General features: G+C 42.0%; 14 protein-coding genes. 10 read left to right on the top strand and 4 right to left on the bottom strand.

Going from position 1 to position 13,874, the window contains the following annotated elements:
- The first annotated feature begins 22 nt into the window (after positions 1-22).
- The 10 genes from DSL64_RS24990 to DSL64_RS24945 all read left to right on the top strand — a co-directional run bounded on the left by DSL64_RS24990 (position 23) and on the right by DSL64_RS24945 (position 10,039).
- Positions 23-820, top strand: coding sequence for a HipA family kinase (locus tag DSL64_RS24990; protein WP_115833686.1), 798 nt, complete (start codon positions 23-25; stop codon positions 818-820).
- On the top strand, positions 798-1,181 hold the full coding sequence (locus DSL64_RS24985) for a DUF3037 domain-containing protein (protein ID WP_115833685.1): 384 nt from the start codon (positions 798-800) through the stop codon (positions 1,179-1,181). Before DSL64_RS24990 ends, DSL64_RS24985 begins: the two co-directional genes overlap by 23 nt.
- Before the next feature lie 21 nt (positions 1,182-1,202).
- On the top strand, positions 1,203-1,664 hold the full coding sequence (locus DSL64_RS24980) for a hypothetical protein (RefSeq protein WP_115833684.1): 462 nt from the start codon (positions 1,203-1,205) through the stop codon (positions 1,662-1,664).
- 11 nt (positions 1,665-1,675) lie between these two features.
- Positions 1,676-2,257, top strand: coding sequence for a DUF4202 domain-containing protein (locus DSL64_RS24975; protein ID WP_115833683.1), 582 nt, complete (start codon positions 1,676-1,678; stop codon positions 2,255-2,257).
- A 466-nt stretch (positions 2,258-2,723) separates the two neighbouring features.
- Positions 2,724-3,113 carry a response regulator transcription factor gene (locus tag DSL64_RS24970; RefSeq protein ID WP_115833682.1) on the top strand — a complete coding sequence of 130 codons (390 nt, stop codon included), beginning with the start codon at positions 2,724-2,726 and terminating at the stop codon, positions 3,111-3,113.
- Positions 3,114-3,138: 25 nt separating this feature from the next.
- Positions 3,139-4,359: a sugar transferase gene (locus DSL64_RS24965; protein WP_115833681.1), complete on the top strand. Its 1,221-nt coding sequence runs from the start codon at positions 3,139-3,141 to the stop codon at positions 4,357-4,359.
- A 54-nt stretch (positions 4,360-4,413) separates the two neighbouring features.
- The gene (locus DSL64_RS24960) at positions 4,414-5,082 is read left to right on the top strand and encodes a TolC family protein (protein ID WP_115833680.1); all 669 of its coding nucleotides are present in this window, start codon (positions 4,414-4,416) and stop codon (positions 5,080-5,082) included.
- Entirely contained in the window at positions 5,079-7,229 is a 2,151-nt protein-coding gene (locus DSL64_RS24955; protein WP_115833679.1) for a GumC family protein, read from the top strand. Before DSL64_RS24960 ends, DSL64_RS24955 begins: the two co-directional genes overlap by 4 nt.
- A 12-nt stretch (positions 7,230-7,241) precedes the next feature.
- Positions 7,242-8,417 (top strand): glycosyltransferase, encoded by a 1,176-nt coding sequence (locus DSL64_RS24950; protein ID WP_115833678.1) that lies wholly within the window; start codon positions 7,242-7,244, stop codon positions 8,415-8,417.
- 158 nt (positions 8,418-8,575) lie between these two features.
- Positions 8,576-10,039 carry an O-antigen ligase family protein gene (locus DSL64_RS24945; protein WP_229217222.1) on the top strand — a complete coding sequence of 488 codons (1,464 nt, stop codon included), beginning with the start codon at positions 8,576-8,578 and terminating at the stop codon, positions 10,037-10,039.
- Here DSL64_RS24945 and DSL64_RS24940 read toward each other — a convergent pair.
- The 4 genes from DSL64_RS24940 to DSL64_RS24925 form a co-directional block, all read right to left on the bottom strand.
- Complete coding sequence (locus DSL64_RS24940; RefSeq protein WP_115833676.1) at positions 10,032-11,159, bottom strand: acyltransferase family protein; 1,128 nt, start codon at positions 11,157-11,159, stop codon at positions 10,032-10,034. The genes DSL64_RS24945 and DSL64_RS24940 overlap by 8 nt on opposite strands.
- Before the next feature lie 6 nt (positions 11,160-11,165).
- Positions 11,166-11,924: a glycosyltransferase gene (locus tag DSL64_RS24935; RefSeq protein WP_115833675.1), complete on the bottom strand. Its 759-nt coding sequence runs from the start codon at positions 11,922-11,924 to the stop codon at positions 11,166-11,168.
- 6 nt (positions 11,925-11,930) lie between these two features.
- Positions 11,931-12,821 carry a glycosyltransferase family 8 protein gene (locus tag DSL64_RS24930; RefSeq protein WP_115833674.1) on the bottom strand — a complete coding sequence of 297 codons (891 nt, stop codon included), beginning with the start codon at positions 12,819-12,821 and terminating at the stop codon, positions 11,931-11,933.
- Positions 12,822-12,882: 61 nt separating this feature from the next.
- Positions 12,883-13,746, bottom strand: a complete 864-nt coding sequence (locus DSL64_RS24925; protein ID WP_115833673.1) for a glycosyltransferase family A protein — start codon at positions 13,744-13,746, stop codon at positions 12,883-12,885.
- Between the last annotated feature and the right edge of the window lie 128 nt (positions 13,747-13,874).

Genomic DNA, 13,874 nt, shown 5'->3' with positions numbered 1-13,874 from the left:
ACTTTAATATGATACATCACCTATGAACTTTCAACCACCGGAACTGCGCCATGTGCATGTGACACGGTATGTGACCCCACTCAGAGAAGGCGGGTCTCTGCCGGCGATTGCAGAAGCTGATGACGACTTTTTATATGTACTCAAATTCCGGGGAGCCGGTCAGGGATTAAAAGCGCTTATTGCTGAACTGATAGGAGGAGAACTTTCACGACTTCTGGGATTGAGAATTCCTGAGATCGTATTTGCCAATCTGGATGAAGCATTTGGCAGAACAGAGCCTGATGAAGAAATTCAGGATTTGCTTCGTGCGAGTACAGGATTAAATCTGGGGATGCATTACCTGTCAGGTGCCATTACTTTCGACCCGCTCGTTACCAAAGTAGATTCCCTGCTCGCGTCACAAATCGTATGGCTGGATTGCCTGCTTACTAATGTGGACCGTACCGCACGAAATACCAACATGCTGATGTGGCACAAAGAGTTGTGGTTGATTGACCATGGTGCCGCACTTTACTTCCATCATTCGTGGGAAAACTGGGAAGAGCAGTCCAGGCGCCCGTTTGTACAGGTGAAAGATCATGTGTTGCTTCGCCAGGCATCTGAGCTGGAGAAGGTGGATGCCGCTTTCAAAGCGATTCTTACTGCTGATAAGATTGAGGCAATTGTCGGTCTGATACCTGATGATTGGCTTATCACCAATTCGCCCGATGAAACTCCTGAAACCATGCGCAAGGTTTATTCAGGATTTCTGATTTCAAGATTGTCTGTTTCTGAAATTTTTGTAACCGAAGCCCAAAATGCAAGAAAAGCACTTATTTGAGTACGCCGTTATCCGCGTTGTACCCAGGGTGGAGCGTGAAGAATTTATTAATGCAGGCATTATCTTGTATTGTCCTGGTCAGCGTTTTCTGAAAGTATTATACCATATAGAAGAAAGCAGGGTACGAGCGCTGTGCAAAAAAGCAGATATAGATCAACTTAAATCATACCTGATTGCCTTTGAACAAATTTGTGCGGGAGGCAAAGCGGGTGGTTTTATTGGTTCGCTGCCAATTGCATCCCGCTTCCGCTGGCTCACCGCAACCAGAAGCAGTGTGGTGCAAAGCTCCAAGGTTCATCCTGGCTTTTGTGTAGATGCTGAAGTAACATTGAAAAAGTTGTTTGGTGATCTGGTATTGTAAAGAACCAAACTGTTAAAGCATATGATCAAAGCTAAAAATATTCTGCTGGTACTTGGCTGGCTGTCTTGTCTGATAGCATGTAGCAGCGGTTCCCAAAATCCTGAAGAGGCAGCCGAAAGGTTGACCGCAGTGAAACAATGGAAGATCAGTCAGATTTACATCGATGATGTTCAGAGTCTGAAAGACGGAAAGATAGTGAGCCGGTTTGGTGGAGTGGACTTTGAAAGATATATGGAAACTGTTCAGTTTAAAAAAGATGGAACTTTTGAGGGTGTTTTTAAAGGTGATCCAACTCCTTTTAGATTGAAATGGACCAGGACAAATAAGAATATTGAAGTCAGTGCCGATGGGCAGCAAGGCGGAGCGTGGGCCGTCGCGCCGGCGGGTGTAAGCACCGGAAAGTTTACGATGAGCACATCCAGCACTGCTTACGATTATCCCCGCACTACCAAAATAGCATTAGAATTTACAGCAGAAGATTAAGGAAAATCACCATGGCGAAATTAGATGAAGCTTTTGAAAAATTTGACACCTACAACAAGCAAGCTCCTGAGAAGGTAAACTGGGATGGGGTAGAGTACCCATCGGAGTATTTTTATGCCCTCCGGCTACATGAATGGGTTACTAAACTGAATCCTGAAGCGGGAGAACCGTTGTTGCTTGCATCCAGGAGCCAGCATATAGGACGTTGGGAAATTGCCCGTAGCACTTATCCCGAGGGAAGGGTAGGATACCTGAAATGGAGAAGTGACCTTTCGAAATTTCATGCAGAAAAAGCAACGGAAATTCTGGATGATATTGGATATGAGGAGTCGACCATTACCCGTGTGACGGAAATCATCAGGAAACAGAAGCTAAAAACTGACCCGGATGTACAAACGATTGAGGACGCACTGTGTATTGTCTTTCTGATTTATCAGTTTGACGACCTTATTCTAAAGTTGTCGGAGGAAAAAATGATTGACATTCTTCAAAAAACCTGGAAAAAAATGAGTGAGGCAGGTCAGTCGGCCGCTCTTCAGCTATCTTACAGCGATTCGGCGTTGAGTCTTTTGAAGAAAGCTTTAGGAGCCTGATGCACTTTAAATAGCTTCCCTTGTAAAGGGGCAAAGTGATTGAATGTAAACAGTTTGGATCTGCTGGTAACCCAACTTTATCTGATCTGTAGGCAATACTTGTAATTTGAAGTGACCACAATAGACCTTTACAGTTTAAATGTAGCATTCTACTTAATTCTAATACGGTCACACGTGGCAACACGAGCTGGTAGAAGTAATTTGAGAAGTTAATTTTCAATTGTAGTAATTTTTTTTGATCTTGCAGGGATTAGTGAAAATGACGATTTGAGGCTGCTGAATAAAGATTTGGTTAGCATTTTATTTGTATTTTTTGCGCAGTCAGAATAGATTTTACAGGGATGTTTAGACTGCTGTTGAACGGGAATATGGAAGTAGTTGTAACAAGCTTTTTCTTTTTTCGATTAAAAGGAATAAATATCTATATGCGAAATCTTATAAAAAATGAATGGACTTTACTCAACGTATGGATAGTAAACAGACACTTTTGATTATAGATGATGAACCCAGTATTTGTAAGATATTGGAACATTTTCTAAAAAAGGACTTTAATGTCGTCATTAAGCACGATGGATCCGAAGGGATGCTTTGGCTTGAAGAAGGCAACGAAATCGATCTGGTTATTGCTGATTTGAATATGCCCAACCTGAGCGGCAAGGAGTTCCTTAAGGTAGCGAAAGCAAGCAATCTTTATATGGATATTCCAATAGTTATTCTTTCAGGATCAGATGAAAGCAGTGAGCGTATCCAATGCCTTAATCTGGGAGCCGACGATTTTATGCTGAAACCTTTCAATCCATTGGAAGTGCAGGCAAAAATAAATGCTATACTGCGTAGAAGCAGAAGATTTTCGTAAACAAGGTTCCTTCCTATTCAACATCATGGAATTGAAGCATTTGCATTCAATAGATAATCCTGATACCAAAATCTCTCCCTCAGCAACCTACCGGGTTGCTTATCTGAGCAAGGATTTCGAACAATATCTTTGGTTTTCTGCTAATTACGGTAGCTATCTTCAGATTGAATATTTTGAAGATGGAGAAACATTACTTGCTGCTATACAGGATTATTTTCCTGCAGATGTGATCATGGCGCATGTAAAAGGCGGGGGATGGCAATTGCTGGATCAGGTTCGCAGCAATCCTGCCATGGGAAATTTACCATTTGTAATCATGGTGGATAAGCTTACCCAGGCACTGATACGCAACGCCAAGGACAAACATGCTGATGATATTTTCCCTTCTGATTTCTCGGAGGGCGATTTGCTGACACGCCTGCACTATTTTACCAAAAGACAGTGGTATGTAGCAAGGTTGGCTTCTGAAAAAATCAGCGCTTCGAGCAGTGGCACTCCATGGTGGAAAAGAGCAATGGACGTTGTGTCTACGGGTTTAGCCGTTTTGTTGTTATCGCCCGTTTTTCTGCTGGTTGCACTCGCTATCCGTCTTGATTCCAGGGGGTCTGTTTTTTACAGATCTAAAAGGGTTGGAAGCGGGTATAAAATCTTTGATCTCTACAAATTTCGGACAATGCGCACCGACGCTGATCAGCTGATCCGCAAAATGGCTGCGCTCAATATGTACAATACAGCACATGTAGAGACCGACTTAAAACCAGAGTTGGCTAACATGTGTGAAGAATGCAGAAATGGCGGCTACTGTAATCGCAGGCTGTTTCTGGATGGGAAGGAAATCTGTGAGAAGGTTTTTAACCAGCAGAAGGAGCAAAAAGCGGCATTTATGAAATTTCAGAATGACCCGCGTATTACAAGGATCGGGAAATTTCTGCGAAATTCAAGTCTGGATGAATTACCACAGCTGATCAACATTCTGAAAGGGGATATGTCACTGGTTGGAAACAGGCCTCTTCCTCTTTATGAAGCAGAGAAGATGACTACAGATAATAAAATACTTCGTTTTGCGGGACCAGCCGGCCTTACCGGGCTTTGGCAGGTAACGAAGCGTGGGAAAGGAAAAGCGGACATGTCGGAAGAAGAGCGGGCAGCCCTTGATATTGAGTATGCCAAAAACTTCTCCTTCAAAATGGATATGATGATCATTTTGAAAACTTTTCCGGCGCTTCTGCAATCTGAGGATGTTTAAATTTTTTTTAATAAAAAGAGCATGTGCTCAGAGGGGTAATAACCTATCAGGTAAATGAAATACATTGGTTTATTGATAATTATCCTGGCATCTTTTGGTGAAATTCGCGCACAGGAAACACTTGCACAGGAGATATCCTATGAATATCTGGACAAGCTGGTTGCAATTGCGAAAAAGAATTATCCGCAGATCAAGTCTTATGACTCCCGTATAGAAATGGGAAACCTGGGAGTGAGAAGGACTAAACTTTCCTATTTTGATATTATCTCACTTTCGTATCTCTACAATCCCAATCAAACTACAAGTGGTATTAACCCCAACTTTCTGCAAGGATATCAATTCGGTTTTTTTGTAAACATAGGTTCCATTCTTCAGAAACCGACTCAGGTTAAACAGGCTAAAGCAGAAGTAAAGGTTACTGAGTTTGAGAAACAGACTTACGAACGAAGTCTGGAAGCTGATGTCAGGAAACGCTACTTTACACTTATTCAGCATCAGACAATTCTGAGATTAAAATCTGAGGCACTGCTGGACGTAGAGAGTGCACTGAAGGATGCCCGTTACCGGTTCGAAAAGGGTGAAACTACCGTTCAGAATTACAATACTGCCCTATTGATGTATTCCACACAGCTACAAACAAAAATAACTTCCGAAGCCGACGTTTACATTGCAAAAAGTAGCCTGGAAGAATTGTTAGGACAAAAACTTGAAGAGATCAAATGACGGAAGTTATACAATACCTGAGACTCCTGTATCGTAATAAATGGGTGCTTACAGGGGTGCCTATGCTCACACTTGTCATGTGTTTTTTTTTGGTGAGAGAGCTGCCTGATGAATATAAATCACATGGAAGCATTGCAACCGGACTTGTAGATAAAACTGATCAGGTACTGAGCCTGGCGGATAAGGACCAGGAGTCGGAGATAAACAGGAAGTTCGACAATCTTACGCAAATGATCATGCTTAAGAAGATCTTCGACCAGGTTTCTTTCAGACTTCTTTTACATGATTTACAGACGCCTCAGGCGGCCTTCAGAAATGTTTCGGAAGATTTAGGTCAGTCTGACAAGGCGAAGTTGATCAGCCGCATCAACACGAAACTGAAAGGCAAACAAGAGCTTGTACCTGGGGATAAGCAAGATGTTAAGCTGATTGCATTGCTTAGGGAAAGTGGATATGACTACAATTCGCTGGTTTCAAAAGTATCGGTATACCGTGTCCGGAATAGCGACTATATCAGTATAGATGCTGAGACTGATCATCCACTGTTATCAGCGTATCTGATCAACACGCTTTCTTCGGAATTTATATCCTACTATTCTAGCCGCATTGATACAAACAGCACCAGGGCAATTACATTTCTTACCGATTTCCTGAATAAAAAAAGGAATATACTCACTCAGGAAATGAATGAGCTCCGGAATTTCAAGATCAAAAATCGCGTACTCAATCTAAATGAACAGGCACGAAGTCTGTATGGGCAAATCGCCGAATACGAGGCAAAACGTGAGGGGGCTGAAAAGGACATTGTTGCCTATGCAGCTGCGATCAATCGTATTGACAAGAAATTTAATCCAGCAGACAGAAAGTATATTGAGAGTGCCATGACGGGCATAAATCAGCAGATCGTGGCTACCAAGCAGCAGCTTCGCTCGGTTAATGATGCTTATGTACGAAACAATTTTGACCCTTCGTATAAAACTCGTCTGGATTCCCTTCAGCAGAAATTAAGCTCTCAGATTGCGGATGCGTCGGACCGGTATATCTACAACCCTATGACTGTGAAAGAAGGGCTTGTGACACAAAAGCTTACTCTGGAAATAGAACAGGAATTAGCCGCAAACAGTATTACTTCTATTCAGCAGGAATTACGCAGGCTAAACCGAAAGTTCGATGCTTTGGTGCCCAATGAGGCTCAGATTCAGGAATTTGAAACCGGTATTGATATTGCAAGCAAAGAATATATGGAGGCATTGCAGCGCTACAATAATGCTACTCTGGAATCCAGTTTTCCTGTATACCTCAAAGTAGCAGAAAAGGCATTGCCCGGAGATGTCCAACCATCAAAAAAAATGATGTTGCTTATTCTTTCAGGGGTAGTAAGCTTTGCATTCTGTCTGCTTGTTTTCTTTGTAATCTACTTTTTTGATAAATCGGTTAATTATCCTTTACAATTGGCCAATGAAAGTGGTATTCCGGTTATAGGCTATATCAATCGAGTTTCAGAAGTGCCTGATTTTTATGGGAATCACGCAGGTGGTAATAAGTCGAAGACCATACTGAGGAACCTGATCCGCTCTATTCGCTACGAGCTGGACTCAGAAAAAGCAGGTCCCAAGTTAATCTCGGTAACGAGTCTTGGAGATGGAGAAAGTAAAACGCTTCTGATTCAAGGATTGGCGTGGGCGTTTGCGAAAGTGAACCGACGGGTACTGCTGATCGACGGAAATTTTACGAGTCCCGACATCACACAAATTAATGGTACAAAGAATTTCGTAGAAGATCTTTTCTTAGATAAAAATAGTGCACTGGCGGCTGTTGGTGCCGATGGTCTTGCAATAATCGGAAACAAAGGGGGGGATGTTTCGTTGAACGAGCTTGCCGATGTAGCTTTGGTAGAAGAGGTATTCAGCTATCTGCTTAGTCGTTTTGATGTGATTTTGGTTGAAACTGATTCTTTGAAATCGATGAACAAAGCGAAGGAATGGATTGCCTGTTCTGATGTGGTAGTTTCTGTATTTAAGTCAGGAAAGACAATCGATGCGGCAGACAAGGCTAAAATTGAATACCTGAAATCACTGGGAAGTAAGTTTGCGGGGTGGGTGTTTACCCAGGCTGATGGGGGGTATGACACCAGAGGAACTAACTAATCAAACAACGTTATGGTTATTCTCAAAGTTTTCTGGGTAATATGCCAGGTACTAATTGGTTTTCAATTGGTTTTTCCTCTTTTGTTACTGCTACTTCGTTCCGTTTTAAGAGGACAGAATTCTAAGAAACTGTCTGACTCTTCATTACCCGACTATGCGGTAATCGTTACAGCGTACGAGCAGACCAGCCAGCTTCCTGATGTTGTAAATTCAATTCTGAAATCCGATTATGATCGTTATCTGATCTATGTTGTTGCCGATAAGTGTGACATTACCAATCTTCATTTTGCTTCTGAACGTGTCATCTTGTTGCGTCCTGAACAAGTATTAGCGGGAAATGTGAGGTCCCATTTTTACGCAATCCAACATTTCGTAAGACCCCATACGCATCTCACTATCATTGATAGCGACAATATAGTTGAGCCGGATTATCTCTCCCAACTGAATATATTTTTCAAATTGGGCTATAAGGCAGTACAGGGTGTAAGAGACGCAAAGAATACCAATACAACGCTTGCCCGGCTGGATGCTGCCCGTGATATTTATTATCATTTCTATGATGGCAAAATGCTTTTTGAAGCGGGTTCGTCAGCTACCCTGGCAGGTTCGGGGATGGCATTTACGACTGAGCTATATAGAGAATGTCTTGAAAAGAGAGATGTTAGCGGAGCAGGTTTCGATAAAGTATTGCAATATCAGATTGTAAGTCGTGGACATAGAATAGCATTTGCACCTGAAGCAATTGTTTACGATGAAAAGACAGCCGGTTCTCAGCAATTGGTGAATCAGAGGGCGCGGTGGATCAATACCTGGTTCAAATATTTTAGTCTGGGATTCGGCCTGATAGGATCCGGATTGGCGAAATTTAGCTGGAACAGATTGTTGTTCGGTGTAGTTCTCCTAAGGCCACCACTTTTCATCTTCCTGATTCTGTCTGGCTTGTTTTTCCTTATTAATATTTGGACTGCGCCTTTTCTGGCAGTGCTTTGGTTGGCAGGAATGGCTCTGTTTGTTACCGGTTTTATAGTGGCATTGCGTATGAGTCATACGAGCCCGGAAATATACAAGTCATTGGACCGAATTCCCCATTTTATGACATTGCAGCTATTATCTCTTTTGAAAGCAAAAAGAGCTAATAAGATTTCCGTCGCTACAAAGCATGGTATTGAAGACGAGAAAAAACCATGAAGATATTACCTGATCTAAAAACGAAAAAGGAGAATACAGATCCGGAGCTGTCCGGAATTCAGGTCAGTACACGGATAGCAGCCCTGCTGATTGCTTTACTAAGTGTATTTTTCTTTTTCTTTAAAATATTATTCTTCTAGGATATATCAGTTACCAGATTGAAACTACTTACAGATATACGTTTAACAGTAAAAGACTGGTCGCCGGAAAGGTTTTTTAGGAAGCCCGTCGGCGTACTGTGTCTGCTGTTAGCTGGTATTCTGCTAGGTGTTATGACTGCAAAGGCGGGAATGGTGGCGGGCATGCTTTTGATCGTCGCCATGATAGGAATTCCAACGGTAATTGCCATGGTTGTTTATCCTGTTTTCGGGATTTGTTGTCTGCTGGTGATGGCGTTCGGCCTTTTCTTCTTTATCCGTTTTGGGATTAATTTCCCAATGGGGACGGTTTTGGATGGAATGCAGTTTTTGCTGTTGCTGGGCTTTTTTATTAAACAAAAGCGTAATCCGGATTGGTCAGCTTTTACTGGACCTGTGGCTTCTATGCTATTAATTTGGATCGGGTACAATATGTTGCAGATCATCAACCCATGGGCTGAATCACGCATGGCGTGGGTTTATACCGTGCGTCCGATTGCTATTCTAACCCTCATGTATTTTGTCTTCGCCTATCAGATACGTACGGTTGAGTCGCTTAGAATCCTGCTTAAAGTTTGGCTGGCTCTGGCATTGGTCGCTATGGTTTATGCCTATAAGCAGGAATGGATTGGTATTGCCCCTGCCGAGCTTGCCGGGATGGAGAGCGATCCGTTGTCTGTCAGCCTGATGTTTATTGACGGGCACTGGCGCAAGTACTCTATTTTTTCTGATCCGGTTGAATTCTCCTACAACATGGTTATTTCAGCGCTGCTTTGTATTGCACTCATTTCCGGCCCGACTTCATTCTGGAAAAAAGTTGTATTGGCGTTGTTTTGTCTTTTTATGCTGAATGCTATGCTGTTTTCCGGGACAAGGGGTGCCTATGTGCTCATCCCGGCAGCATTGGTTATGTTTGCTGTATTGCATTTTAACAGGCAGATTATGCTGTTCTCGGCAGTAGCAGCATTTTTCTTTGTGGTATTGATTTTTACACCCACATCGAACCCATCTTTGGTGCGGTTTCAGAGTGCATTTCGTCCATCGGAAGATGCATCATACAATGTGAGAAAACAAAATCAAAAGCGCATTCAGCCTTATATTCTTTCACATCCTATGGGTGGCGGCTTAGGAGCGACGGGTATGTGGGGTGTCCGTTTTGCGCCCCATTCGTTTCTTGCCAATTTTCCACCCGATAGTGGTTATATGAGAGTTGCAGTGGAAATGGGATGGATCGGTTTACTGATATTTTGCTGTCTGATGTTTATTGTGCTCAAAACCGGAATTGAGAACTTCTACAGGATCAAAAATCCCGAATTACGGGCCTATTGCCTGGCAATGACACTTGTGCTGTTTGCTCTTAACATTGGTAACTTTCCACAGGAAGCACTGGTGCAATACCCCAATAATATTCTTTTTTATCTCGCAATCGCAATCATTCATATCACTTATCGCATTGATAAGCAGCATAGGATCACGGCTAACTGATTTTGGAACGTTTCAGAAGCTCTCTCAACTTGTTTTGAACGGGAACTTCAAAAAAGCGAAAAGTGAGCTGGCCGAGTGCGAATACTACTAACAGATAAATTACAAAAACCCAGGGAGCAAAAAAGGTACTGTAAGATTCTGGTTTTAGAAGCAGAAACATCAGAAGCTGTATGGGGAAATGGATGAGGTAGGTGGAGTAGGTCATATCCCCGAAGAAACGAAAAACGGAGTCGGGTACGCGGTCAAAAAACTGATGACTAAATACAACTATAAAGATCCAGACCGAGAGTAAAGAAAAAGTGAGAAGATCAGGATATAAAAATCCTGTAACACGCTCATATAGAGGCTCTATGATTCTTGGTGTATGCTGGGTAGAGTACCAGGAAATAAACAGGATAAGCAGGATTCCTGATTGTTGAAGCCTGTTTTGAGCCACCATATCATAGACACGCGTCAGAAGACAGCCGGCAAAAAAGAGATAAATACTGGACGACAGGTCATCACCGGCAAAGAGAAGCTCCCATTTTTTTATCATCATAAAGAAAATAAACACACCTATAAGCCCCCAGCTTGTGCGAATCAGTCCGGACGCACAGATTCCAAAGAAGACCAGATATACCATTATCTCAATAGAAACGCTCCACGTAGGTCCGTTGAAAGATAATCTGTTGTCGCCCCACGCCTGCACGAACAGTAAGTTCTGAAAGAAAGACTGAGCGCCGTTTTTTTCATAAATAAAGTACCTTCCGTATTCTGAATTGTACCAGAATTGTAATCCGATCACAATAAACAAAGTAAGTAAATGCAACGGATACAACCGGGAGAACCGGTTCAGCATAAATTGGGGAAGACGTATTTTGCCTAAGGAAATATTTTGCTGATATATCTTGTAGAATATGACACCGCTAATCAACCAGAATACCTGAACGGCATAATAACCTTTGGTATAGAAAAGCTCAAAAAAATGGAAAAACGGCTGTTTTGTCAGAAACACCTCCCGTTTTTCGAAGCTTATAAACGGATAAAAAAAATGCTGATAGTGCCATATTATCACGGATACGGATAATAGGAAACGCAGAAGGTCCAACCCCCTGAGATTATTGATATATGCCTTTTTCATCAATAATTACCGGAGGTAATCATAGTTAAATTTGATGTGACGATATAAATGCCGTAAAAATACAATCAACGGATTGTTATTAACTCTCCATTTATTGCGACTGACTGTGCTGGGTTCGTCAGATGAGTTTAATTGATCAAACAGCGCAGATGGGTCGTCAAACTGAAGGGCCTTTCCTTTATTTTTCAGAAAAGAAATCATCATTTTGTATTCAGTAGCTTCTACTTTTATTCCTTCCGGGTATCTGCCGAATTTCTCAAAAAAGCTGGTACGTCGCAGGTGAGGATGGTCGCTGTAGTAGTAGAATTTTTTATAACCGGGAGCAGAAAAACGGAAAACCATTTCAGAAAACCCTTGTCCTATGCTTTTAAGATAGGGATATTTGAAATAGGCGTAAAATCTTATAACATCAAGATCTGAACGTTGCTGCAAGAATTTCAGAGCGGTGGTAAGGTTTGCAGGAAATATAGCTTTAGGAACAAAATCTTCCTGTACATACAAGGTATATGTTGTTTTAACGGCATCTTGCCCTTTATTGATATTGTTTCCCAGACCTCTGTTGACCGGCGTTGAAACCAGCCTGTAAGGATAAGTACGATGGATCTCGGAAAGCTGTTCAAGATGTTCAGGGCGACTGCCATCATCGGACACTACAATGTCCCCAAAATGACAATCAAGATCCGAAAAGGCCTTCAGAAGTCGCTCCAGTGAGCTGCTTCTGTTATAATGCGTGATGAGTAGAGTTACATCTGAAAATTTGGGCATGCATCCTTATTTTAAGTAGGCCGAAACAATTTTCTTAGCCTTGTTGTAGGCTTTGCGCGCAATCCGTACGTAATCAGGAATGGGTTTGTGATTTTTCCAGGGAGTTTGTCGTAGATAGGTATAAAATTCGTCCTGATAACGGGGAATGCTGTTATAGGATTTGAAAATTGGTTTAATATCAAGATAGTGGATTAAATAAGGGTCCTTTACATCAGTGATCGCGAAAGAATTCCATTTAGGATCCAGCTCCTGCCATTGGTTCACAAGTACCACATTCAATCCGTACTGATCTGCGAAATTAACAGAAGCAAGGTTGTCGTGAAGACATTGAATTACTTTGTTACCTAAATCGCCCTTTTTCCATTTCTGTACATCCACCACCATCATGCCTGCATTGAAATATTTGCTTTCAGGTGCTATTCCCAGCTCCTTGTAATTCGGAATGCCGCCCCATTCACTTCCGGCTGTTTCCGAAAGATCGAGAACTGCTCCAATAGGCTTGTCCTTCAGATCAGCGTTCCAAAGCTTGCTGATATCCTCTTTTACAATCATATCAACATCAAGGTAAATAAACCTTTTCGTGTCAGCAGGCATTACCTGGTCGGCAAACAAACGCAGATATGTAGTTACAGGAAATGCAGATTTGTCAACAGGGATTTTTACATTTTTGGGAATGACTGTATTTGTTTTATGCCAGTGCATTTCCACCATTTCTTTGCTGACAGATGCTCTTATTTTCTTCTGGCTATCTGCCGAGATCCCGTCATCCAGAATGTAAAGACTGATTTTTTCAGGGGTTTTGTGATGAACCTCGATGGATTTAATAAGGGCAGCAAGCAGAATAGCGTAGTGATTGTTACTGGCTACTACTATATTGATGTTGTCTGTTGGGGTCATTACGTTGAGTTAGGTTAATTCAATCTGTCACGAATACGTCGGTGTATATATGAAAACCATCTTAGGTGAACTCCTTAAAAATTTTTAACTGATGTTTTACCCTGTTCAGGAACGCCTGCCATATGCTTCCGTCATCCATCAATCTTCTCGAAGAAGTGAATACACGTGCTTTGGGATTTGTGACAAGAAACAGACTTCCACGTGTTTTAAGATTTCTCGCCATTCTGCCATCTTCCGCATCGTTTTGATAATCAGCACCTTTTACATCATTATACTTTCGGTCACCTACTACATTGAATCCGCCTGTTTCCTGCCCGACTTTCGTTACGAATCCCATATTAAAGCCGTACACATTCAGATATTCTCGTTTGTTCTGGCGTATGCGGATGATCATGGAAGTAATTTGCTCGTAGAACCAAAGACCAAACCTGGCGCTGCCTGCAGGCGGGATAAACGAGTATCTGCCATATACACCGGTCACATTCTGATCCCTGGCCATTGGTTCGACCATCAGATCTATCCATTGCGGAGGATACAGTGTATCGGCATCGGCGCAGAGAAAATATCTCCCTTTGGCTTTATCCAATCCCATTTGCCGGGCATATGGAGTTCCTTGTTTCTCCTGAAAGTAATTCAGTGTTCCGAGATGATCCAGAACCCGTTGTGTATTATCACCAGAGTTATTGTTGATTAGAATCAGCTCTGTCTTATATCTCGTCGTGCTGGCTGTAAGGGATGATATCGTTCTGAAAATATTATCCTGCTCATTCCATACTGGTACAACAACAGAAACATCCGGATCGCTGTGTTTGAAAAGACTTATGCGTGTCCTTAGACTTTCCAGTTCAGCAGGTGTTAGGTCATCAAATTTTTTATTAGAAAATAAATGAGACTTTACCCATCCTGGAAGGCTAAAAAGCGACATGATAGTTATGAGTGGGTTGTTGAGTAAACAGGGAAAATAGAAATTTTTGTCAAAGTTAATGGTAATTGGGATTGTGCAAACAAAAGGATAAAAATAATGCTACGATATTTCAGTGCTGCTATGTGGTT

The sequence above is a fragment of the Dyadobacter luteus genome, assembly GCF_003383615.1.
Lineage (GTDB): Bacteria > Bacteroidota > Bacteroidia > Cytophagales > Spirosomataceae > Dyadobacter > Dyadobacter luteus.
The sequence above is the reverse complement of the archived record's forward strand: the minus strand, read 5'-3'. Positions and strand labels throughout refer to the sequence as shown.

Bases quoted from the DNA above. Each gene is read 5' to 3' on its own strand.
- DSL64_RS24990 (WP_115833686.1), top strand. From the start codon at position 23: ATGAACTTTCAACCACCGGAACTGCGCCATGTGCATGTGACACGGTAT.
- DSL64_RS24985 (WP_115833685.1), top strand. From the start codon at position 798: ATGCAAGAAAAGCACTTATTTGAGTACGCCGTTATCCGCGTTGTACCC.
- DSL64_RS24980 (WP_115833684.1), top strand. From the start codon at position 1,203: ATGATCAAAGCTAAAAATATTCTGCTGGTACTTGGCTGGCTGTCTTGT.
- DSL64_RS24975 (WP_115833683.1), top strand. From the start codon at position 1,676: ATGGCGAAATTAGATGAAGCTTTTGAAAAATTTGACACCTACAACAAG.
- DSL64_RS24970 (WP_115833682.1), top strand. From the start codon at position 2,724: ATGGATAGTAAACAGACACTTTTGATTATAGATGATGAACCCAGTATT.
- DSL64_RS24965 (WP_115833681.1), top strand. From the start codon at position 3,139: ATGGAATTGAAGCATTTGCATTCAATAGATAATCCTGATACCAAAATC.
- DSL64_RS24960 (WP_115833680.1), top strand. From the start codon at position 4,414: ATGAAATACATTGGTTTATTGATAATTATCCTGGCATCTTTTGGTGAA.
- DSL64_RS24955 (WP_115833679.1), top strand. From the start codon at position 5,079: ATGACGGAAGTTATACAATACCTGAGACTCCTGTATCGTAATAAATGG.
- DSL64_RS24950 (WP_115833678.1), top strand. From the start codon at position 7,242: ATGGTTATTCTCAAAGTTTTCTGGGTAATATGCCAGGTACTAATTGGT.
- DSL64_RS24940 (WP_115833676.1), bottom strand. From the start codon at position 11,159: ATGAAAAAGGCATATATCAATAATCTCAGGGGGTTGGACCTTCTGCGT.
- DSL64_RS24935 (WP_115833675.1), bottom strand. From the start codon at position 11,924: ATGCCCAAATTTTCAGATGTAACTCTACTCATCACGCATTATAACAGA.
- DSL64_RS24930 (WP_115833674.1), bottom strand. From the start codon at position 12,821: ATGACCCCAACAGACAACATCAATATAGTAGTAGCCAGTAACAATCAC.
- DSL64_RS24925 (WP_115833673.1), bottom strand. From the start codon at position 13,746: ATGTCGCTTTTTAGCCTTCCAGGATGGGTAAAGTCTCATTTATTTTCT.